The organism is Pseudomonas furukawaii, from assembly GCF_002355475.1.
Classification (GTDB): Bacteria; Pseudomonadota; Gammaproteobacteria; order Pseudomonadales; family Pseudomonadaceae; genus Metapseudomonas; species Metapseudomonas furukawaii.
In genome coordinates, this window is sequence record NZ_AP014862.1 from 5964139 (window position 1) to 5982129 (window position 17991).

Sequence of the window (17991 nt, forward strand, 5' to 3'; positions counted from 1 at the left end):
TGTCACGGAACGACACCGACTTGCGAGGAAACGCAGGCGGAAGAAGCGGGTGACCGACGTCAACCCGCTACAGGCTGTTCATCATCTTGCGCACGCCCGCGACATGCCGGCGACTGACGGTCAGGGCATCGCCATTGAGGCCCTTGAGGAACAGTTGGAAGTGCCCCAGGGGCGTGCGCTGCAGCCGCTCGATGCGCTCGCGGGCCACCAGGGCGTTGCGGTGGATTCGCACGAATCGGTCGCCGAATTCGTCCTCCAGGGCCTTCAGGGGTTCGTCCAGCAGCACTTCGCCGTGCTCATGGCGCAGGGTCACGTACTTGTGGTCGGCGATGAAGTAGACCACCTGATCCAGGGGGATCAGCTCGATGCCTTTCCGGGTACGGGCGCTGATGTGACTTCGGGGACCACTCCCGCTGACCGCGGCGGGGCGGGTCAGCGCGGCGAGTTGCACGCGGTTGGGGCGTTCGGCCTTCTTCAGGGCCTCGGCCAGGGACTCGGACCGCACCGGCTTGACCAGGTAGCCAACGGCGCTGACCTGGAAGGCCTCGAGGGCGAATTCGTCATGGGCCGTGCAGAAGATCACCGCCGGCGGCGCCTCCTTCTCGCAGAGCCGGGCGGCCACCTGAAGCCCGTCCAGCCCGGGCATGCGAATGTCCAGCAGGACGACATCCGGCTTCAGGCTGTCGATGAGGGTGAGCGCCTCCTCGCCATTGCTGGCGGCAGGCTCCAGGACACGGTACCCATCGAGATCTCCGACCAGACGGCTGAGGCGCTCGCGGGCAAGGGGTTCATCGTCGACGATCAGGACATTCATATCGCACGGGCTTCCTGCGTGAGTCTCGCACAAGGATAGCGTAGACAGGTGAAGTGGCGGCCGTCACGGCGCTCCACGCTGAGACTCGCCCGTGGCCCGAAAAGTGCCACGAGGCGGGCGTCGATATTGCGCAGCGCCTGCTGGGTTCCCTTCGACGGCGACGGGTCCTGGGTCTCGTCGTAAGGGTTGCTCACGCAGAGACGGAACATGCCGTCGCGGTAGTCCGCTTCGATCCGCACCAGCCCCCCCTCGATGCGCGGCTGGATGCCATGGATCAGGGCATTTTCCAGCAAAGGCTGCAGCGTCAACTGGGGAATGGGCAGATCCTCCGGAACTTCATCCACCTGCCAATCCAACTGTAGCCGGTCTCCGAGACGATATTGCTCGATCGAGAGATATCGTTTCGCCAGTTCCAGCTCCTCGCCCCAATCCACCAGGGTGCCGGGCTTGGCCAGGCTGGCGCGGAACAGGTCGGAAAGGTCCAGCACGGCCTGCTCGGCCTTGTCCGGATCGATGACCACCAGGCTGGCGATGCTGTTCAGGCTGTTGAACAGGAAGTGCGGGCGAATACGCGCCTGCAGGGATTCGATTCGGGCCCGGAGCTCGGCCTGCTGCTGCTTGCGCCATTGGCTCTGGAGGTAGAAGTAGCGCAGCAGCAGCGTCGACATGATCAGGCTGATAAGGCCGTGACGCAGGTAAAGGTTGACCTCCCCATGGCGCGGCAGCGGGCCGCCCAAGTCGAAGTAGTCGGCCACGCCGGTGCCGGCCAGGGTCAGCCCCACCACCAGGGCACAGCAGATGCCTCCGGCCACGGAGGCCCGCATACGCGCCAGCAACGGGCGCAGCTGGCAGAGCAACGCCGCCGAGAGCAGCACGATCCACTGCACGAAGAGGGACGTCAGTGCCAGGCGCACCCAGTTGAAGCTGGGCAGCATCGGCTCGGCCAGCACCAGCACCAGCACCAGCAACTCGGCCAGCAGAACCAGGCCGAGCAAGGCCTCGGGCAAGCAGAGCTCGGGCAGGAAGAAATCGTCGTGCGCGCTTCTGGCACGCACTTTTTTCTTCAGGCGCTTCGACATCCCGGACACATCCCCCATGACCCGGCGAGCGGCAGGCGCGGTCGCCGGGTAAAGAACCTCAGCCGGACCGTCGAACGCCTGGGGCCGCCGAGAGGGCCATGGCGATCGGGCCCCGACCAGACGGGCCGCGCCGGTTTTTCCGGCAACGCTGTTATTATCGACTGAATTTTCCGGCCCATCGGCTTTCTTTCACCTTCCTCACCGAGTGAACCCATGAGCACCGACAAGACCAACCAGTCCTGGGGTGGCCGCTTCAGCGAGCCCGTAGACGCCTTCGTCGCCCGTTTCACCGCATCCGTTGACTTCGACAAGCGCCTATACCGCCACGACATCATGGGGTCCATCGCCCATGCCACCATGCTGGCACAGGTCGGTGTCCTCAGCGAGGCGGAACGTGACGCCATCATCGATGGCCTGAAGCAGATCCAGGGTGAGATCGAAGCCGGCACCTTCGACTGGCGCGTGGACCTGGAAGACGTGCACATGAACATCGAGGCGCGCCTGACCGACCGCATCGGCGTCACCGGCAAGAAGCTCCACACCGGCCGCTCGCGCAACGACCAGGTGGCCACCGATATCCGCCTCTGGCTGCGGGACGAGATCGACATCATCCTCGCGGAGATCACCCGCCTGCAGCAGGGCCTGCTGGGCCTGGCGGACGCCGAGGCCGACACCATCATGCCCGGCTTCACCCACCTGCAGACCGCACAACCGGTGACGTTCGGCCACCACCTGCTGGCCTGGTTCGAAATGCTCAGCCGCGACCACGAGCGCCTGGTGGACTGCCGCAAGCGGGTCAACCGCATGCCGCTCGGCTCCGCCGCCCTGGCCGGCACCACCTACCCGATCCAGCGCGAGGTCACCTGCCAGCTGCTGGGCTTCGACGCTGTCGGCGGCAACTCCCTGGACGGCGTGTCCGACCGCGACTTCGCCATCGAATTCTGCGCCGCCGCCTCCCTGGCGATGATGCACCTGTCGCGCTTTTCCGAAGAGCTGGTGCTCTGGACCAGCGCCCAGTTCCAGTTCATCGACCTGCCCGACCGCTTCTGCACCGGCTCCTCGATCATGCCGCAGAAGAAGAACCCCGACGTGCCCGAGCTGGTTCGCGGCAAGTCCGGCCGGGTTTTTGGCGCCCTCACCGGCCTGCTGACCCTGATGAAAGGCCAGCCGCTGGCCTACAACAAGGACAACCAGGAGGACAAGGAACCGCTGTTCGACGCCGCCGACACCCTGCGCGATTCCCTGCGCGCCTTCGCCGACATGGTTCCGGCCATCAAGCCCAGGCGCGAGGTCATGCGTGAAGCCGCCCGCCGCGGTTTCTCCACCGCCACCGACCTGGCCGACTACCTGGTGCGCAAGGGCCTGCCCTTCCGTGATTGCCACGAGATCGTCGGCCACGCGGTGAAGTACGGCGTCGACACCGGCAAGGACCTGGCCGAGATGAGCCTGGACGAACTGCGCCAGTTCAGCGACCAGATCGGTGACGACGTCTTCGCCGTGCTGACCCTGGAAGGCTCGGTGAATGCCCGCGACCACATCGGCGGCACCGCGCCGAACCAGGTCCGCGCCGCCGTGCAACGTGGCAAGGCCCTGCTGGCCGCCCGCTGACAGCCGCACGCCATGGATCGGCAACCTGACTGGCCGGGACTTCCCGGCCAGCGCATCTCCATCGTCGGTTGCTCCGGCTCCGGCAAGACCACCCTGGCGCGAGCGCTGGCCCGCCTCCTCGACCGCCCGCACATCGAGCTCGACGCCCTCTTCCACCAGCGCGACTGGCAGCCCCTGCCCCGGCGGGAATTCCGCCGCCGCGTCACCGAGGCCCTGGCCGGCGAGCGCTGGATAGTCGAAGGCAGCTACGGCGCCGTGCGCCCCGAGGTACTCGCCCGCGCCGACACCCAGATCTGGCTGGACCCGCCGCGTGCCGAGGTGATGCGCAACCTGCTGCTGCGCAGCTTCGGCCGGGTGCTGCTGCGCACACGACTCTGGAACGGCAACCGCGAGCGTCTGCGCAACCTCCTCAGCCTGGACCCCGAGCGCTCCATCATCCTCTGGGGCTGGACCCGCTTCGGCGTCTACCGCGCCCGCTTCCGTGCCGAGCACGAAGACCCGGAACTGGCGGGCATCCGACGCATACGCCTGGGCTCGCGCCGGGAAGTCCGGGCCTTCCTGCGTCAGCTGCGCCAGCAGGCCGGCGACGGACGTGGCACACTTCCGCCATCGCAACCGGGAACCCCACCATGACCGACGACATTGATGACGGCGAAGAAGCCTTCGCCGAAGCCACCCTGACCCAGGCCATCGAGAACCAGATCGAGACCGGCGAGCCGCCCGCCGCCCGGGCCACCCTCAACAAACTGACCCTGGTGGGCTACGAACGGGAGGAGATCCTCCAGCTCATGGCCCTGGTGCTGGCCCACGAAATCGACGCCATGCTCGCTGCCGACCGTCCGTTCGACACCGCCTGGTACGAACAGGCCTTGCGGGCGCTCCCCGAGCTGCCGGAAGATCAGGCCTGAGTTCGCCTACACTGGCGAGACTCCCGCGGTACAACAAGAACAAGGAGCGACCATGGTCTTCACCCCCGAGTTGATCGCCGAATTCGAACTGCTGGCCCTGTTCAACCTGGACAACACCCAGGAAGGCATCAAGGTCCACAACAACGCCAATCCCAAGGCCCAGGCCGCCGTCACGCGGCTTCACGAGAAAGGCCTGGTCACCCAACCCGACGGCGGCTACCTCACCAGCCTCGGCCTCGATGCGGCCGAGCACGTACAAGCCCTGCGCACCATCCTCCTGCCCCAACCCAGCTGACCCGACGCGCACTCAAGTCGGTGCGCTCCCGGGCGATACAATGCGGACGCCTGCCGGCCCGAATGGCCGGCAGACCTCCAGCATGGGACAAGATGTGAGCATGACGCGTACCCAGGAAATCCGCCCGGACATCGACGACGGCATCGACCGCAAGGTCCTCGCCCAGCTTCGCGCACGCTTCCTCAAGGTGAACGACGGTCGCCTGGAGCGGGCCATGCTGGCGCTTTCCACCCGCCAGCAATTGGTGCTGCGGCTGCTGCCGCTGCTGTTCCACGTCAACCACCCCCTGCTGCCCGGCTATGTCTCCGGCACCACGCCCGCCGGCGTGGCGACCTTCGAGCCCGACGACGAAGTCCTGGCCGAAGCCCAGCGCCTCACCCGCTCGTTTTCCTACAAGGCCCGGCGGGGACCGCAACCCACGCCCATTCATGGCCTGTTCCTCATGGGCAGCCTGGGCACCATCGCCCAGGACGAGCAGAGCGACCTGGATATCTGGGTCTGCCACAGCCCGGACCTGGACGTCGCCGCCACCGGCGAACTGCAGAAGAAGTGCAGCGCCCTGGAAGCCTGGGCCGCCAGCCAGGGCGCCGAGGCGCACTTTTTCCTCGTCGACCCGGCCCGCTTCACCCTGGGCGACCGCGAAGCCCGGCTCACCTCCGACGACTGCGGCACCACCCAGCACTACCTGCTGCTGGACGAGTTCTACCGGACCGCCATCTGGCTCGCCGGCCGCACGCCGCTCTGGTGGCTGGTGCCGACCTATGAAGAGGGCCGCTACGCCGAATACGCCCGCACCCTGCTGTCCAAGCGCTTCATCCGTGCCGAGGACGTGCTGGACCTGGGCAACCTGGCCCATATCCCCCCCGGGGAATTCATCGGCGCCAGCATGTGGCAGCTCTACAAGGGCATCGAATCCCCCTACAAGTCCGTGCTCAAGCTGCTGCTCACCGAGGTCTATGCCCGCGAGCACCCCCGGGTGGCCTGCCTTTCCCTGCGCTTCAAGGAAGCGGTCTACGCCAATCGCCTGGACCTGGACGAGCTGGACCCCTACGTGGTGGTCTATCGCCGCCTGGAAGAATACCTGCGGGCACGCAATGAACCGGAGCGCCTGGAACTGATCCGCCGCTGCCTCTACCTCAAGGTGAACAAGAAGCTCAGCCGCCCTCCGCGCAACCGCAGCAAGAGCTGGCAGCGCCTGCTGCTGGAGCGCCTCACCGCCGAATGGCACTGGTCGCCCCGCCAGCTGGCGATGCTCGACAGCCGCAGCCAGTGGAAGGTGCGCCAGGTGCTCAGCGAACGGCGCGCCCTGGTCAACGAACTGACCTACAGCTACCGCTTCCTGTCCCAGTTCGCCCGCAGCGAACAGACCGCCGGCACCTTGAGCAGCCGCGACCTTGGGGTGCTGGGCCGACGCCTCTACGCCGCCTTCGAGCGCAAGGCGGGCAAGGTGGAATTCATCAACCCCGGGATCGCCCCGGACATCGCAGAAGACACCCTGACCCTGGTGCAATGCCCCAGCACGGAAGACGGCGGCGAAACCCAGTGGGCACTTTTCCACGGCAGCCTGAATGCCCAGGAGTGGCGCGATTTCGCGCCCCTCAAGCGCAGTCGGGAACTGATCGCCCTGCTCGCCTGGTGCCACCGCAACGGCGTGATCGACGCCAGCACCCGGGTTTCCCTGCACCCGGGTAACAGCGACCTGACGGAAAACGAACTGAGCAACCTGCTGGCCAGCCTGCAACAGGCCTTTCCCCTGCCCCTGGGCCAGGTGGATGAAAACGCCCTGCTCCGCCCTGGCGTCCCCACCAACACCCTGCTGCTGGTGAACGTCGGCGTCGACCCGCTTCGCCAGCACAGCCAGAAGAACTTCCACCTGATCACCGAACACAACGACGCCCTGGGCTTTTCCGCAGTGCGGGAGAATCTGGTGCTGACCCTGGACCAGGTCACGCTGAACAGCTGGAACGAACTGCTGGTGCAGCGCTACGAGGGCCCGGACGCCCTGCTCGCCTGCCTGCGCGACTACCTGAATGCCCTGCCCGCCAACGGCCCGCGACCGGGCTTGCGCGTGCGCTGTTACTGTCGCAATCGCGCCCAGGCCATCGGGCAGCGGGTGGAAGAGCTATTCAAGGACACCCAGGCCCTCCTGGGCACCACCGGCGTCCCGCGCTTCCTGCTCCAGGTGGAGCAGCGCTTCCACATCCTGCAACTGGAGCCGGGCCAGGTGAACCATGCCAGCCTGCCGGACCTGCCGGCGCTGGTGGAGCACCTGGGGCGCGACGTGCCGGACTACAGCCCCTTGCAACTGGACCGCCATGCCCTGGCCGAGCAGGACCTGTCGGTGATCCTCCCGGTCGGGCGCCCGGGCTGCATCCAGGTGTTCTACCGACAGGAGGGCGGCAGCGCCGAGATCAGCCTGCTGGACGAGCGCAACGCCCTTTGGCGCCAACGCCTGCCGTTCCATGACGAACTGAGCCTGCTCAACCCGCTGCACCGTTTCCTGCAGTCACTGCTCTATCGGCGCAACGCGTTGCTGCCCCTGGAAGGCACCGAGGCACAAGCCTCGGGGGAAATCCTCTACTACGAGGTGGTCAACCAGGGTCGCGGACTGGAACGTCGCGCCGCACCGGCGGCAGCGGTGAGCCATCCCTTCTACGATGTGCAGGCCATCGTCGAGCCCGCCGACGCCGGCATGGTCCACGTGACCCTCTACTGCAACCACCGGGAATTCTCCGAGCTGGAGTACGGCAGTGGCCTGTTCGCCGCCGTGGCCCGGCATATCCTCGCCCAGCGCCGCTCACCCGAACGCTATCCCTGCTACATCACCGACCTCGACCTGTCCCAGATGCCCGGGCGCGGCCAGGCGCAGACGGTCCATTACCTGCGCTACAAGGTGGAACTGGAAGATCGGCTCAATCGGGCGCTGCGGGAAGGCTGACGAAGCCGCCAGAGGGCTGCCGGCTTCTCCGTGGAGGTTCAGCCGCGAAGCAGGTCGAAGACCTGCCCTTCAGCACAGGCCCCACCTCGCGGACCTTGCGAAGGATCAGCGCGCGTATTCACCCGCCGCTTCGGGCTGGTACTCGATCTCCAGCAGGGTCAGCTTGAGCGTCTTGCCACCCGGTACCGGCCAGTCGATGTGCTGACCGACGGTCAGACCCAGCAGTGCGCTGCCCACGGGCGCGAGGATGGAAACCTTGCCCTCGCCCCCGGCTTCTTCGGGGTAGACCAGGGTCAGGTGATAGTCCTTGCCGCTGCTTTCCTCGCGGCAATGGACCCGGGAGTTCATGGTGACGACGCCAGCGGGAACTTCCTCATGGCCTACCACCTGGGCGCGGGACAGCTCGCGCTCCAGCGCCTCGGCGGCCGGGCCGAACTCCTCCAGGCTGTCGAGCATGCGCTCCAGGCGTTGCAGGTCGAGACGGGTGATGGTGATGGGCGGATGGGTGTTCATGGCGAACGCGCGACTCCTTGTGCAGGTTACGAAAAAAGCGAAACCCCGCCCGAGGGCGGGGTTTCTGATTCTGTATGCCCGGACGTCATCGCCCGGAAGCCCGACAGTACGTCAGCCCGGACGCGCTTGGCAAGACCACCCGGTCAGCCGGCGCGCGACTGGCGCCGGGCCTCGGCCGCAGCACAGATTTCGCGACGTCGGACGTCGCTGGCCTCGCCCCACTCGCAGATTTCCGCCAGTGTCCGACCACAGCCTACGCAGACATCGGCGTCGTTCAGGCAGCAGCGTCGGACGCAGGGCGACGGATGGCGCGCCGGGGGCGCCCGGTCAGAGCTCGTCGAACTCAAGGTCTTCGCCCGCCTGCTCGCGGGTCACACGGCCCAGCAGCTCGCCAAGGGGCTCGCCGCTGCTGTCGCAGATCCAGCGGCCACTGTCTGCGTCGTAGTCGAAGTGGAATCCCCCGGAGCGGGCGGCCACCCAGAGCTGGCGCAGAGGCTCCTGGCGACTGAGGATCACCTGGCTGCCATTTTCGAAGCGCACGGTCAGCACGCCTCCGCTGTTTTCCAGGTCCAGGTCCAGGTCGCTGTCGTCGAAAGCGTCCTCCACAAGTTCCTGGGCGGCATCGACCAGGTCGTGGAATTGGGCTTCGCTCAAAGTCATGGGGTTCTACCTCAGGGCATGGAATGTGGGGCGCGACGGTACTCGCCCAGGGTCTGTCCGGTCCAGCGGCGGAAAGCCCGCGCCAGCGAACCGGGCTCGCTGAACCCCACCAGGAAGGCGATATCGGTCAGGTCCAGATTCGGGTCGCGCAGGTGATGCAGCACCAGTTGCTGGCGGGTCTCGTCCACCAACTGGCTGAAGGATAACCCGGCTTCCCGCAGCCGGCGCTGCAAGGTGCGAGGGCTGAGGGCGAGGTCGCCGGCCAGGCGCTCCAGGTCCGGGCCGTCGGCCGCAAGCTGGGCCGCCAACCGCTCCCGGGCGCGATCCAGCACGTTGTGCCCCTGGCGCAAGCGGACCAGCAGGCGCTCGGCGTAGTCGTCGAACAGCGCGCGGACGGCCGCGTCGGCCTGGCCCAGGGGCGTGCCCAGCAGGCGCCGGGGAAAGACCAGGGCATTGTCGCTCTGGCCGAAGCGCACCGGGCAACGGAAGATCCGCTGGTACTCCGCGATATCCGCCGGCGCCGGATGCTGGAAACGCACCTCGGTGGGTGGAATGTCCAGTCCGGTGATCCAACGCCCGAAGGTCACCCAGCCCGCGAGAGTCTCCTCCGCCAGCAACGCGCGCTGTTGCGGCAGCCGCGGCTCCCAGCCATGGGCGACCTGGGGCTCCAACCCCGCGCGGGGCGGCTCATCCGCCAGGGTTACCCGCCCCAGGTCGCCGACCAGCGCGGCGTAACGGGCCTGGCGATGAAGGGCATCGGCGAGGGTGGCGCAACTCATCAGCAGGTAGCCGAGCACACCGTAGTAGCCGGGGCGCACCGCCTCCCCAAGGTGCAGGCCCAGGTGCGGGTCGCCGGACAGCCGGGCCCCCTGGGCAAGCATTTCAAGGTAGGCGCTGGCGGCGATGCGCTGGTCCCGCTGGGTCAGGATGGCCGGGGTCAGCTGGACAGGGCGGAGCAACTCGACAGGGGCCACGCCGACCTGTTCCAGGTACTCCACCAGGCCCTGCAGACAGGTCACCGAAACCGAGCCGGCGAGGGATGCGCTGGTGTCCATGGACTCTCCTTCTCGAGGCGCCCGAGGCCGGCCCCGCAAGGGCCCGGAAGCCACGGCGGGCGCGAATTCCGGCGCATAGGCAAGGCGTCGGGGGGTCGGTATACTCCGGAACAATTCACGTTTTCTGCAAGGACTCCGTCATGAAGCGACTCCACGCCCCCTTCGTCGCCCTGCTCGCCGTGGCCTGCCTGCTGGCCGGCTGTGGCCAGAAAGGCCCGCTCTACATGCCTGACGACGAGAAAGCGGCGAAAGAACACCAGAAAGACGTGTACATCCGCTGATCGGGGGAGCTTCCATGGACGCTTTCACTTACCGCGACGGGGAGCTGTTCGCGGAAGGCGTAGCGCTGTCCGATATCGCCGCCCGTTTCGACACGCCCACCTACGTCTACTCCCGTGCGGCCATCGAGGGCGCCTACCGCGCCTATGCGGACGCGCTGGGCGACCTGCCCGGCATGATCTGCTACGCCGTCAAGGCCAATTCCAACCTGGGCGTACTGAACCTGCTGGCGCGTCTTGGTGCAGGCTTCGACATCGTATCCAGTGGTGAGCTGGAGCGTGTGCTGGCGGCCGGCGGCGCGGCCTCACGCATTGTCTTCTCCGGCGTCGGCAAGAGTCGCGACGACATGCGCCGTGCACTGGAAGCCGGCGTGCACTGCTTCAACGTGGAATCGCGCAACGAACTGGAACGCCTGCAGGACGTGGCCGAGGAGATGGACCTGAAGGCACCCGTGTCCCTGCGGGTGAACCCGGACGTGGATGCCGGCACCCATCCCTATATCGCCACGGGCCTGAAGGAAAACAAGTTCGGCATCGCCATCGACGAGGCGGAAGAGGTCTACGCCCTCGCAGCCAGCCAGCCGAACCTCGAGGTGATCGGCGTCGATTGCCATATCGGTTCCCAGCTCACCAGCCTGGAGCCCTTCCTCGACGCCCTGGACCGCCTCCTGGACCTGGTCGATCGCCTGGAATCCCGTGGCATCGCCATCCGCCACCTGGACCTGGGGGGTGGTCTTGGCGTGCGCTACCGTGACGAACATCCGCCGCAGCCGGCCGAGTACCTCGCCGCGGTGCGCCAGCGTCTGGCGGGCCGCCGCCTGGAGCTGCTGCTGGAGCCGGGGCGCTCCATCGTCGCCAACGCCGGTGTCCTGCTGACCCGCGTGGAATACCTCAAGCACACAGAACACAAGGACTTCGCGGTGATCGACGCGGCCATGAACGACCTGATCCGCCCGGCGCTCTACGAGGCCTGGATGGACGTGGTGCCGGTGCAACCCCATGCCGGCCCCGAGCGCACCTACGACCTGGTCGGCCCGATCTGCGAGACCGGCGACTTCCTCGCCCGTGAGCGCACCCTGGCACTGGACGAAGGCGACCTGCTGGCGATCCGCTCCGCCGGCGCCTACGGTTTCGTGATGAGCTCCAACTACAACACCCGCGGCCGCGCCGCCGAGGTGCTGGTAGACGGCGAGCGGGCGTACGAAGTACGCCGCCGCGAGACCCCCGAAGAACTCTACGCCGGCGAAAGCCTGCTGCCGCAGTGAGGGCGCAACCATGCTATTGCGCTTCACCAAGATGCACGGCCTCGGCAACGACTTCATGGTGCTCGACCTCGTCAGCCAGCACGCCCATATCCAGCCCAAGCACGCCAAGCAGTGGGGTGATCGACACACCGGCATCGGCTTCGACCAACTGCTGATCGTCGAAGCCCCGACCAACCCGGACGTGGACTTCCGCTACCGCATCTTCAACTCCGATGGTTCGGAAGTGGAGCAATGCGGCAACGGCGCCCGCTGCTTCGCCCGCTTCGTCCTCGACAAGCGCCTGACGGTGAAGAAGTGCATCCGGGTGGAAACCAAAGGCGGCATCATCGAGCTCAACGTCAAGCCCGACGGCCAGGTCACTGTGGACATGGGGCCGCCGCGCCTGGTCCCGCAGACCATTCCCTTCATCGCCGATGAGGAGGCCCTGTCCTACGCCGTCGAGGTGGACGGCGAGACCGTCGACCTGGCCGCCGTGTCCATGGGCAATCCCCACGCGGTGCTGCGGGTGGACGACGTCGCCCGCGCACCGGTGCACAGCCTGGGACCGAAGCTGGAACACCATCCACGCTTCCCCCAGCGGGTGAATGTCGGCTTCCTCCAGGTGGTCGACCGCACGCACGCCAAGCTGCGGGTCTGGGAGCGCGGTGCGGGGGAAACCCAGGCCTGTGGAACCGGTGCCTGCGCCGCCGCCGTCGCGGCGATCCGTCAGGGCTGGATGGACTCCCCGGTACAACTCGACCTGCCTGGTGGCCGCCTCGCCATCGAGTGGGCCGGCCCCGGCCACCCCGTTATGATGACCGGGCCCGCCGTCCGGGTATTCGAAGGACAGGTTCGCCTATGACCGACCAGCACCAGGACTCGCCCCAACACCTCGACGCGGAAACGGTGGCCGCCTACCTGCGCCTCCATCCGGAGTTCTTCGTCCACCACGAAGAACTGATTCCCGAGATGCGCATTCCGCACCAGCCGGGCGATGCGGTGTCCCTGGTGGAGCGCCAGGTGAAGCTGCTGCGGGATCGCAACATCGAGATGCGCCATCGCCTGTCCCAGCTGATGGACGTGGCTCGGGAGAATGACCGCCTGTTCGACAAGACCCGGCGCCTGGTGCTGGACCTGCTGGATGCCTCCAGCCTGGAGGAAGTGGTGGGCGCTGTGGAAGACAGCCTGCGCCACGAATTCCAGGTGCCCTTCGTCAGCCTCATCCTGTTCAGCGAGACCGCGCTGCCGGTAGGTCGCAGCGTCACCACGGCGGAGGCCCACCAGAGCATCGGTGGACTGCTGGCGGGCGGCAAGACTATCTGCGGCGTCCTGCGCGGCCATGAGCTGGAATTCCTCTTCGGCAGCGAGGAGCGCGACAAGGTGGGCTCCGCCGCCGTGGTCAGCCTCACCCACCAGGGTGTCCATGGCGTGCTGGCCATCGGCAGCCCCGATCCGCAACACTACAAGAGCTCCCTGGGCACCCTCTTCCTCGGCTACATCGCCGAAGTCCTGGCCCGGGTGCTGCCGCGCTTCGACACGCCCCTGAGATCGGTGAGATAGCGCCCCATTCCGCAGTCCAAGGAAGTCCCATGCAAGCCGACCTGGATGCCTACCTGAACCACCTGCGCAGCGAGCGCCAGGTCTCGGCCCACACCCTGGAAGGCTACCTCCGGGACCTGCACAAGGTCCTGGCGCTGTGCGAGAAGGCCGGCATCGCCAACTGGCAGGACCTCGACGTGCGCAGCCTGCGCGGCTTCGTCGCCCGGCTGCATCACGACGGCCTTGCCAGCCCCAGCCTGTCCCGTCTGCTGTCCGCGGTGCGCGGCCTCTATCGTTACCTGATCCGCGAAGGCCGCTGCCGCCACGACCCCGCCGCCGGCATCCAGGCCCCAAAAGGCGCCCGCCGACTGCCCAGGACCCTGGATGCGGATCGCGCCCAGCAGTTGCTGGACGGGGCGGTGGAAGACGACTTCATCGCCCGCCGCGACCACGCCATGCTGGAGCTGTTCTACTCCTCGGGCCTGCGCCTCTCGGAACTGGTCGGCCTCGATCTCGATGGACTTGACCTCGCCGACGGCCTGGTCAGGGTCCGCGGCAAGGGCAACAAGGTCCGCGAGCTGCCTGTTGGCCGCAAGGCCCGCGAGGCCCTCGAAGCCTGGCTGCCCCTGCGGACCGGCGCGAATCCGGAGGACGATGCGGTGTTCGTCAGCCGGCAGGGCCGCCGCCTGACCCCGCGCGCGGTACGCGCCCGCGTGCGCCAGGCGGGCGTCCGCGAACTGGGCCAGCACCTGCATCCCCACATGCTGCGGCATTCCTTCGCCAGTCATATGCTGGAGTCGTCCCAGGACCTGCGCGCGGTGCAGGAACTGCTGGGCCATGCCGATATTTCCACCACCCAGGTGTATACCCACCTGGACTTCCAGCACCTGGCCGCGGTGTATGACCGCGCCCATCCAAGGGCCAAGCGACAGGGAGCGGACGAATGAGCATCCAACTGATCACCTTCGACCTCGACGACACCCTCTGGGACAACCGCCCGGTCATCGAGGGCGCCGAGGCGGCCATGCGCGACTGGCTGCTGGAGCACACGCCGGCCCTGGGCACCCTGCCCGTGGAGCATCTCTGGGCGATCCGGGGTGAAGTCCTGGCCGCCGAACCGAGCCTCAGGCACCGCCTCAGCGAGTTGCGCCGTCGCACCCTGCGCCGCGCCCTGGAAGGGGTCGGCTACAGCGCCAGCGATGCCCTCGACCTGGCGGAAGGGGCCTTCCAGGCCATGCTCCATGCACGCCACCGCATCACCTTCTACCCGGACACCGTGCCGACCCTGGAACGCCTGGCCATGCGCTACAGCCTGGGCGTCATCACCAACGGCAATGCCGATGTACGCCGCCTTGGCCTGGCCGACTACTTCAAGTTCGCCCTCTGCGCGGAAGAGCTGGGCATCGGCAAGCCCGACCCCATGCCGTTCCTGGAAGCCCTCCGGCGCGGTGGCGTGAGCGCCAGCCAGGCCGTGCACATCGGTGACCACCCGGCCGACGATATCGAAGGCGCCCGGCGCGCGGGGCTCAAGGCCATCTGGTTCAATCCCCAGGGCAAGGCATGGGAAGGCGAACAGGCCCCCGACGCGGAGATCGGCAGCCTGCAGGAGTTGCCCGAGGTGCTGACGCGCTGGGCCCGATGGCACTGAGCCCAGGCCTTTTCCTTCGCCCATGAAAAAGCCCGCCTGGGCGGGCTTTTCTACTGGCCGTCCTCAAATGGGGCGGCTGCCGTACTTGCTGTCCGGCTTCTTGGGCGGGTCGGCAACCACATTGGGCTCGACTTCCTGCACCTTGCCACCACGGGCCAGGAACTCTTCCATCGCCCTGGCCAGGGCATCGCGCTCTTTCTGCTTGGCTTCGATGCTGGGCAGTTCCTCGACCTCGACGGTGGCCTTGGCCTTGCCCTTCCCGGAGGGAGCCGCTACCTCACCATCCTCGCTGTCGCCATCACTGTCATCGGCTGCCGCCAGCTCCTCGCCGTCGTCCTCGTCGCCCGCTTCCAGCTCGTCTTGTTCCAGTTCTTCGTCGCTCATGTTCTACCTCATGCCTTGCCAAAGCAGGTTAGTTATAGCCCAGCTGCGCCAGGTTTCTAACGCTGCCGGAAAAAATTCAGGACGCCTCGCCATGCAAGGTCGCCATCAGTTTCCGGGCACCGCCATGGTCGCGGTGTTCCCCCAGATAGACACCTTGCCAGGTGCCGATCGCCAGCCGCCCATCACGAATCGGCAGGCTCAGCTGGCAGCCCAGCAGGCTGCCCTTGAAGTGCGCGGGCAAATCGTCCGGCCCTTCGTAGTCATGTTCATAGCCGCTTTCGCCCTGAGGCACCAGTCGATTGAAAAACCGCTCGAAGTCACGCCGAACGGCGGGATCGGCATTTTCATTGACCGTCAGGGAGGCGGAGGTGTGCTGCAGCCAGAGGTGCAACAGACCGACGCGATAGCGCCCGAGTTCCGGCAAGGCCGCGAGGATCTCCTCGGTGACCAGGTGGAAGCCGCGGGGCCTCGCACGCAGGGTGATCAGGGTCTGCCGCCACATCCGCAAATACCTGTCCAGGCTCGTACGGCCGGCATTCTAGCGCGGCCGTCGAAAAAGCAAAGGGCGCCTTTCGGCGCCCTTCGCGGTGTCCCGGTGAAGCCCCCGCCGGCGGTCGCCGGACGGGGCCCCGGAAGGATCAGAGGTTGTAGCCGCGCTCGTTGTGCTGAGCCAGGTCGAGGCCGACGGTTTCTTCCTCTTCGTTGACACGCAGACCCATGACCGCGTCCAGCACTTTCAGGATCACGAAGGTCACGATGCCGGTGTAGACCACGGTCACCACCACGCCTTTCAGCTGGATGAAGAACTGGGCGCCGATGTCATCGACGGCACCGAAGCCACCCAGGGCCGGGGCCGCGAAGATACCGGTCAGCAGGGCGCCGACGATGCCGCCGATGCCGTGAACGCCGAAGGCGTCGAGGGAGTCGTCGTAGCCCAGCTTGCGCTTCAGGCTGGTGGCGCTGAAGTAGCAGATCACGCCGGCGATCAGGCCGATGATCAGGGCACCCATGGGGCCGACGGTGCCGGCGGCCGGGGTGATGGCGACCAGGCCAGCCACCACGCCGGAGGCGATACCCAGCGCGCTCGGCTTACCGTGGGTCAGCCACTCGGCGAACATCCAGCCCAGGGCGGCGGCGGCGGTGGCGATCTGGGTGACCAGCATGGCCATGCCGGCGGTGCCGTTGGCGGCTACGGCGGAGCCGGCGTTGAAGCCGAACCAGCCGACCCACAGCATGGCGGCGCCCACCAGGGTGTAGCCGAGGTTGTGCGGAGCCATCGGGGTGGTCGGGTAGCCCTTGCGCTTGCCCAGCACGATGCAGGCAACCAGGCCGGCCACGCCGGCGTTGATGTGCACCACGGTGCCACCGGCGAAGTCCAGCACGCCCCAGTCCCACATCAGGGCGCCATCACCGCTCCACACCATGTGGGCGATCGGGGCGTAGACCAGGGTGAACCAGACGCCCATGAAGATCAGCATCGCGGAGAATTTCATGCGCTCGGCGAAGGCACCGACGATCAGGGCCGGGGTGATGATGGCGAAGGTCATCTGGAAGGTGATGAACACGCTCTCGGGGAAGGCCGCCACCAGGCTGTCGACGCCGAGGCCGCTGAGGAAGGCCTTGTCGAAGCCGCCGACGAAGGAGCTGAGGTTGACGACACCCTTTTCCATGCCGGTGGTGTCGAACGCCAGGCTGTAGCCGAAGACGACCCAGAGGATGCTGATGAGGCCGGTGATGGCGAAGCACTGCATCATTACCGACAGGATGTTCTTGGAGCGCACCATGCCGCCGTAGAACAGGGCCAGGCCGGGGATGGTCATGAAAAGAACCAGCGCGGTCGCGGTCAGCATCCACGCGGTGTCACCGCTGTTCAGCACCACCTCGTCGGCGGCCATGGCCAGGCCGGGGGTAACGAGGGACAAAAGGGCTCCTAGCCCTGCGGCTTTACGCAGAGTCATGTTGTTTTCTCCTGGGGCGTTGGGGTTCGGAGGCTTAGATCGCGTCTGTGCCGGTTTCGCCGGTACGGATACGGATGGCCTGTTCCAGATTGACGACGAAGATCTTGCCGTCACCGATCTTGCCGGTGTTGGCAGCCTTGGTGATCGCCTCGATGACGCGGTCCAGTTGGTCATCGGCGATGGCCACGTCGATCTTCACCTTCGGCAGGAAGTCGACGACGTACTCAGCGCCGCGATACAGCTCGGTATGGCCCTTCTGACGCCCGAAGCCCTTGACCTCGGTGACGGTGATGCCCTGCACACCGATCTCCGACAACGACTCACGCACGTCGTCGAGCTTGAAAGGCTTGATGATGGCGGTGACTAGCTTCATGAAACTCTCTCCCGTGTTTGGTTGACTTGCCCCAGGAAAAACGCGAACCCGGAGCAAGTCTAAGCGCAGTGTCTGGCTTTTGTAACGCGTCGGACCGCCCTGGCACGGCATTCCGACCTCAACCAACCGCTTCTGGCGAAACACTCCCCCGCCTCGCCTGGTGCACCGGAACTGCATCGGTGCATGCGTCACTCCCGACGTAGCAGAATCCTTGCCAGATCCAAACAAAGCTCGTCTTTTCAAGCAGATAGTGGCGCAGTGCCGGTTACACGCCCTCTCGGCACCGCCCTCATCGCACCAAAGGAGTGCATGGCGCCCCATCGCACCGCTCAAAAAGTGTGCAGTCCCGTGTTCCCGAACCGGGCGCCGGGCCCCGTGGTAGACTCGCCTCCATTCACCTACGGATACCCACCATGCTGCCGCCCAAAGCCCTGCTCGACACCCTAGCCGCCACCGCTTCACGCCTGTTCAGCGCCGACAGCCCGCTGCCCCGCGCCGAAGTGGAGGCCCAGTTCAAGGTCCTGCTGCAGAGCGCCTTTAGCAAGCTCGACCTGGTCAGCCGCGACGAGTTCGACAGCCAGATGGTGGTACTCGCCCGCACCCGCGCCCGCCTGGAGGCCCTGGAAGCCAAGGTCCTGGAGCTGGAAGCCAAAGTGAACCCGCCGACCACGGAGTAATCCCGCTCCGGCCCGGCGGA

General features: G+C 66.8%; 22 protein-coding genes. 12 read left to right on the forward strand and 10 right to left on the reverse strand.

Annotation, left to right across the window (positions count from 1 at the left end):
• Nucleotides 1–67: 67 nt before the first annotated feature.
• Both KF707C_RS27565 and KF707C_RS27570 read right to left on the reverse strand, forming a co-directional pair.
• Nucleotides 68–814 carry a LytR/AlgR family response regulator transcription factor gene (locus KF707C_RS27565; RefSeq protein WP_003457553.1) on the reverse strand — a complete coding sequence of 249 codons (747 nt, stop codon included), beginning with the start codon at nucleotides 812–814 and terminating at the stop codon, nucleotides 68–70.
• Nucleotides 811–1893, reverse strand: coding sequence for a sensor histidine kinase (locus tag KF707C_RS27570; RefSeq protein WP_003457554.1), 1083 nt, complete (start codon nucleotides 1891–1893; stop codon nucleotides 811–813). The genes KF707C_RS27565 and KF707C_RS27570 overlap by 4 nt, the downstream gene beginning before the upstream one ends.
• Before the next feature lie 213 nt (nucleotides 1894–2106).
• On the opposite strand from KF707C_RS27570, the gene argH reads away from it, so the two are divergent.
• The 5 genes from argH to KF707C_RS27595 all read left to right on the forward strand — a co-directional run bounded on the left by argH (nucleotide 2107) and on the right by KF707C_RS27595 (nucleotide 7642).
• On the forward strand, nucleotides 2107–3501 hold the full coding sequence (gene argH, locus KF707C_RS27575) for an argininosuccinate lyase (RefSeq protein ID WP_003457555.1): 1395 nt from the start codon (nucleotides 2107–2109) through the stop codon (nucleotides 3499–3501).
• A 12-nt stretch (nucleotides 3502–3513) separates the two neighbouring features.
• Nucleotides 3514–4134, forward strand: a complete 621-nt coding sequence (locus tag KF707C_RS27580) for an ATP-binding cassette domain-containing protein (protein ID WP_003457556.1) — start codon at nucleotides 3514–3516, stop codon at nucleotides 4132–4134.
• A complete protein-coding gene (locus KF707C_RS27585) occupies nucleotides 4131–4409 on the forward strand; it encodes a hypothetical protein (protein ID WP_003457558.1) in 279 nt (92 codons plus the stop codon). Before KF707C_RS27580 ends, KF707C_RS27585 begins: the two co-directional genes overlap by 4 nt.
• Nucleotides 4410–4461: 52 nt before the next feature.
• Nucleotides 4462–4704 carry a TIGR02647 family protein gene (locus KF707C_RS27590; protein WP_003457559.1) on the forward strand — a complete coding sequence of 81 codons (243 nt, stop codon included), beginning with the start codon at nucleotides 4462–4464 and terminating at the stop codon, nucleotides 4702–4704.
• A 100-nt stretch (nucleotides 4705–4804) separates the two neighbouring features.
• On the forward strand, nucleotides 4805–7642 hold the full coding sequence (locus KF707C_RS27595) for a class I adenylate cyclase (RefSeq protein WP_003457561.1): 2838 nt from the start codon (nucleotides 4805–4807) through the stop codon (nucleotides 7640–7642).
• A gap of 105 nt (nucleotides 7643–7747) precedes the next feature.
• On the opposite strand, the gene rnk is transcribed toward KF707C_RS27595, so the two are convergent.
• The 4 genes from rnk to KF707C_RS27615 all read right to left on the reverse strand — a co-directional run bounded on the left by rnk (nucleotide 7748) and on the right by KF707C_RS27615 (nucleotide 9870).
• On the reverse strand, nucleotides 7748–8155 hold the full coding sequence (gene rnk / locus KF707C_RS27600) for a nucleoside diphosphate kinase regulator (protein ID WP_003457563.1): 408 nt from the start codon (nucleotides 8153–8155) through the stop codon (nucleotides 7748–7750).
• 143 nt (nucleotides 8156–8298) lie between these two features.
• Nucleotides 8299–8502 (reverse strand): DUF1289 domain-containing protein, encoded by a 204-nt coding sequence (locus KF707C_RS27605; RefSeq protein ID WP_036994523.1) that lies wholly within the window; start codon nucleotides 8500–8502, stop codon nucleotides 8299–8301.
• Nucleotides 8483–8815 (reverse strand): iron donor protein CyaY, encoded by a 333-nt coding sequence (cyaY, locus tag KF707C_RS27610; RefSeq protein WP_003457565.1) that lies wholly within the window; start codon nucleotides 8813–8815, stop codon nucleotides 8483–8485. Before cyaY ends, KF707C_RS27605 begins: the two co-directional genes overlap by 20 nt.
• An 11-nt stretch (nucleotides 8816–8826) precedes the next feature.
• Complete coding sequence (locus tag KF707C_RS27615) at nucleotides 8827–9870, reverse strand: AraC family transcriptional regulator (RefSeq protein ID WP_003457566.1); 1044 nt, start codon at nucleotides 9868–9870, stop codon at nucleotides 8827–8829.
• A 140-nt stretch (nucleotides 9871–10010) separates the two neighbouring features.
• Between KF707C_RS27615 and lptM the strand changes: the two genes are divergently transcribed.
• From lptM to KF707C_RS27645, 6 genes are read left to right on the forward strand one after another with little or no spacing between them, the layout of a single operon-like run.
• On the forward strand, nucleotides 10011–10151 hold the full coding sequence (gene lptM, locus KF707C_RS27620; protein ID WP_003457568.1) for an LPS translocon maturation chaperone LptM: 141 nt from the start codon (nucleotides 10011–10013) through the stop codon (nucleotides 10149–10151).
• Nucleotides 10152–10165: 14 nt separating this feature from the next.
• A complete protein-coding gene (gene lysA, locus KF707C_RS27625; protein ID WP_003457570.1) occupies nucleotides 10166–11413 on the forward strand; it encodes a diaminopimelate decarboxylase in 1248 nt (415 codons plus the stop codon).
• Nucleotides 11414–11423: 10 nt separating this feature from the next.
• Nucleotides 11424–12254 (forward strand): diaminopimelate epimerase, encoded by an 831-nt coding sequence (gene dapF, locus KF707C_RS27630; RefSeq protein ID WP_003457571.1) that lies wholly within the window; start codon nucleotides 11424–11426, stop codon nucleotides 12252–12254.
• Nucleotides 12251–12952: a DUF484 family protein gene (locus KF707C_RS27635; protein ID WP_003457573.1), complete on the forward strand. Its 702-nt coding sequence runs from the start codon at nucleotides 12251–12253 to the stop codon at nucleotides 12950–12952. Before dapF ends, KF707C_RS27635 begins: the two co-directional genes overlap by 4 nt.
• 29 nt (nucleotides 12953–12981) lie before the next feature.
• Complete coding sequence (xerC, locus tag KF707C_RS27640) at nucleotides 12982–13878, forward strand: tyrosine recombinase XerC (protein ID WP_003457576.1); 897 nt, start codon at nucleotides 12982–12984, stop codon at nucleotides 13876–13878.
• Nucleotides 13875–14579, forward strand: coding sequence for an HAD family hydrolase (locus KF707C_RS27645; RefSeq protein ID WP_003457577.1), 705 nt, complete (start codon nucleotides 13875–13877; stop codon nucleotides 14577–14579). The genes xerC and KF707C_RS27645 overlap by 4 nt, the downstream gene beginning before the upstream one ends.
• A 63-nt stretch (nucleotides 14580–14642) precedes the next feature.
• Here KF707C_RS27645 and sutA read toward each other — a convergent pair whose 3' ends face one another.
• The 4 genes from sutA to glnK all read right to left on the reverse strand — a co-directional run bounded on the left by sutA (nucleotide 14643) and on the right by glnK (nucleotide 17294).
• Nucleotides 14643–14963 carry a transcriptional regulator SutA gene (sutA, locus tag KF707C_RS27650; protein ID WP_003457579.1) on the reverse strand — a complete coding sequence of 107 codons (321 nt, stop codon included), beginning with the start codon at nucleotides 14961–14963 and terminating at the stop codon, nucleotides 14643–14645.
• Nucleotides 14964–15039: 76 nt separating this feature from the next.
• Nucleotides 15040–15465, reverse strand: a complete 426-nt coding sequence (locus tag KF707C_RS27655) for a secondary thiamine-phosphate synthase enzyme YjbQ (protein WP_003457582.1) — start codon at nucleotides 15463–15465, stop codon at nucleotides 15040–15042.
• A gap of 136 nt (nucleotides 15466–15601) precedes the next feature.
• Nucleotides 15602–16921: an ammonium transporter gene (locus tag KF707C_RS27660; protein ID WP_036994527.1), complete on the reverse strand. Its 1320-nt coding sequence runs from the start codon at nucleotides 16919–16921 to the stop codon at nucleotides 15602–15604.
• A 34-nt stretch (nucleotides 16922–16955) separates the two neighbouring features.
• Nucleotides 16956–17294, reverse strand: a complete 339-nt coding sequence (glnK, locus tag KF707C_RS27665) for a P-II family nitrogen regulator (RefSeq protein WP_003457590.1) — start codon at nucleotides 17292–17294, stop codon at nucleotides 16956–16958.
• Nucleotides 17295–17707: 413 nt separating this feature from the next.
• Between glnK and KF707C_RS27670 the strand changes: the two genes are divergently transcribed.
• The gene (locus tag KF707C_RS27670) at nucleotides 17708–17971 is read left to right on the forward strand and encodes an accessory factor UbiK family protein (RefSeq protein WP_003457593.1); all 264 of its coding nucleotides are present in this window, start codon (nucleotides 17708–17710) and stop codon (nucleotides 17969–17971) included.
• The last annotated feature ends 20 nt before the right edge of the window (nucleotides 17972–17991 follow it).

Coding starts and splice junctions, on each gene's coding strand:
- argH (WP_003457555.1), top strand. CDS start 2,107: ATGAGCACCGACAAGACCAACCAGTCCTGGGGTGGCCGCTTCAGCGAG.
- KF707C_RS27670 (WP_003457593.1), top strand. CDS start 17,708: ATGCTGCCGCCCAAAGCCCTGCTCGACACCCTAGCCGCCACCGCTTCA.
- sutA (WP_003457579.1), bottom strand. CDS start 14,963: ATGAGCGACGAAGAACTGGAACAAGACGAGCTGGAAGCGGGCGACGAG.
- rnk (WP_003457563.1), bottom strand. CDS start 8,155: ATGAACACCCATCCGCCCATCACCATCACCCGTCTCGACCTGCAACGC.
- lptM (WP_003457568.1), top strand. CDS start 10,011: ATGAAGCGACTCCACGCCCCCTTCGTCGCCCTGCTCGCCGTGGCCTGC.
- xerC (WP_003457576.1), top strand. CDS start 12,982: ATGCAAGCCGACCTGGATGCCTACCTGAACCACCTGCGCAGCGAGCGC.
- KF707C_RS27655 (WP_003457582.1), bottom strand. CDS start 15,465: ATGTGGCGGCAGACCCTGATCACCCTGCGTGCGAGGCCCCGCGGCTTC.
- KF707C_RS27580 (WP_003457556.1), top strand. CDS start 3,514: ATGGATCGGCAACCTGACTGGCCGGGACTTCCCGGCCAGCGCATCTCC.
- dapF (WP_003457571.1), top strand. CDS start 11,424: ATGCTATTGCGCTTCACCAAGATGCACGGCCTCGGCAACGACTTCATG.
- KF707C_RS27615 (WP_003457566.1), bottom strand. CDS start 9,870: ATGGACACCAGCGCATCCCTCGCCGGCTCGGTTTCGGTGACCTGTCTG.
- KF707C_RS27565 (WP_003457553.1), bottom strand. CDS start 814: ATGAATGTCCTGATCGTCGACGATGAACCCCTTGCCCGCGAGCGCCTC.
- cyaY (WP_003457565.1), bottom strand. CDS start 8,815: ATGACTTTGAGCGAAGCCCAATTCCACGACCTGGTCGATGCCGCCCAG.
- KF707C_RS27570 (WP_003457554.1), bottom strand. CDS start 1,893: ATGTCGAAGCGCCTGAAGAAAAAAGTGCGTGCCAGAAGCGCGCACGAC.
- KF707C_RS27660 (WP_036994527.1), bottom strand. CDS start 16,921: ATGACTCTGCGTAAAGCCGCAGGGCTAGGAGCCCTTTTGTCCCTCGTT.
- lysA (WP_003457570.1), top strand. CDS start 10,166: ATGGACGCTTTCACTTACCGCGACGGGGAGCTGTTCGCGGAAGGCGTA.
- KF707C_RS27635 (WP_003457573.1), top strand. CDS start 12,251: ATGACCGACCAGCACCAGGACTCGCCCCAACACCTCGACGCGGAAACG.
- KF707C_RS27585 (WP_003457558.1), top strand. CDS start 4,131: ATGACCGACGACATTGATGACGGCGAAGAAGCCTTCGCCGAAGCCACC.
- glnK (WP_003457590.1), bottom strand. CDS start 17,294: ATGAAGCTAGTCACCGCCATCATCAAGCCTTTCAAGCTCGACGACGTG.
- KF707C_RS27590 (WP_003457559.1), top strand. CDS start 4,462: ATGGTCTTCACCCCCGAGTTGATCGCCGAATTCGAACTGCTGGCCCTG.
- KF707C_RS27595 (WP_003457561.1), top strand. CDS start 4,805: ATGACGCGTACCCAGGAAATCCGCCCGGACATCGACGACGGCATCGAC.
- KF707C_RS27645 (WP_003457577.1), top strand. CDS start 13,875: ATGAGCATCCAACTGATCACCTTCGACCTCGACGACACCCTCTGGGAC.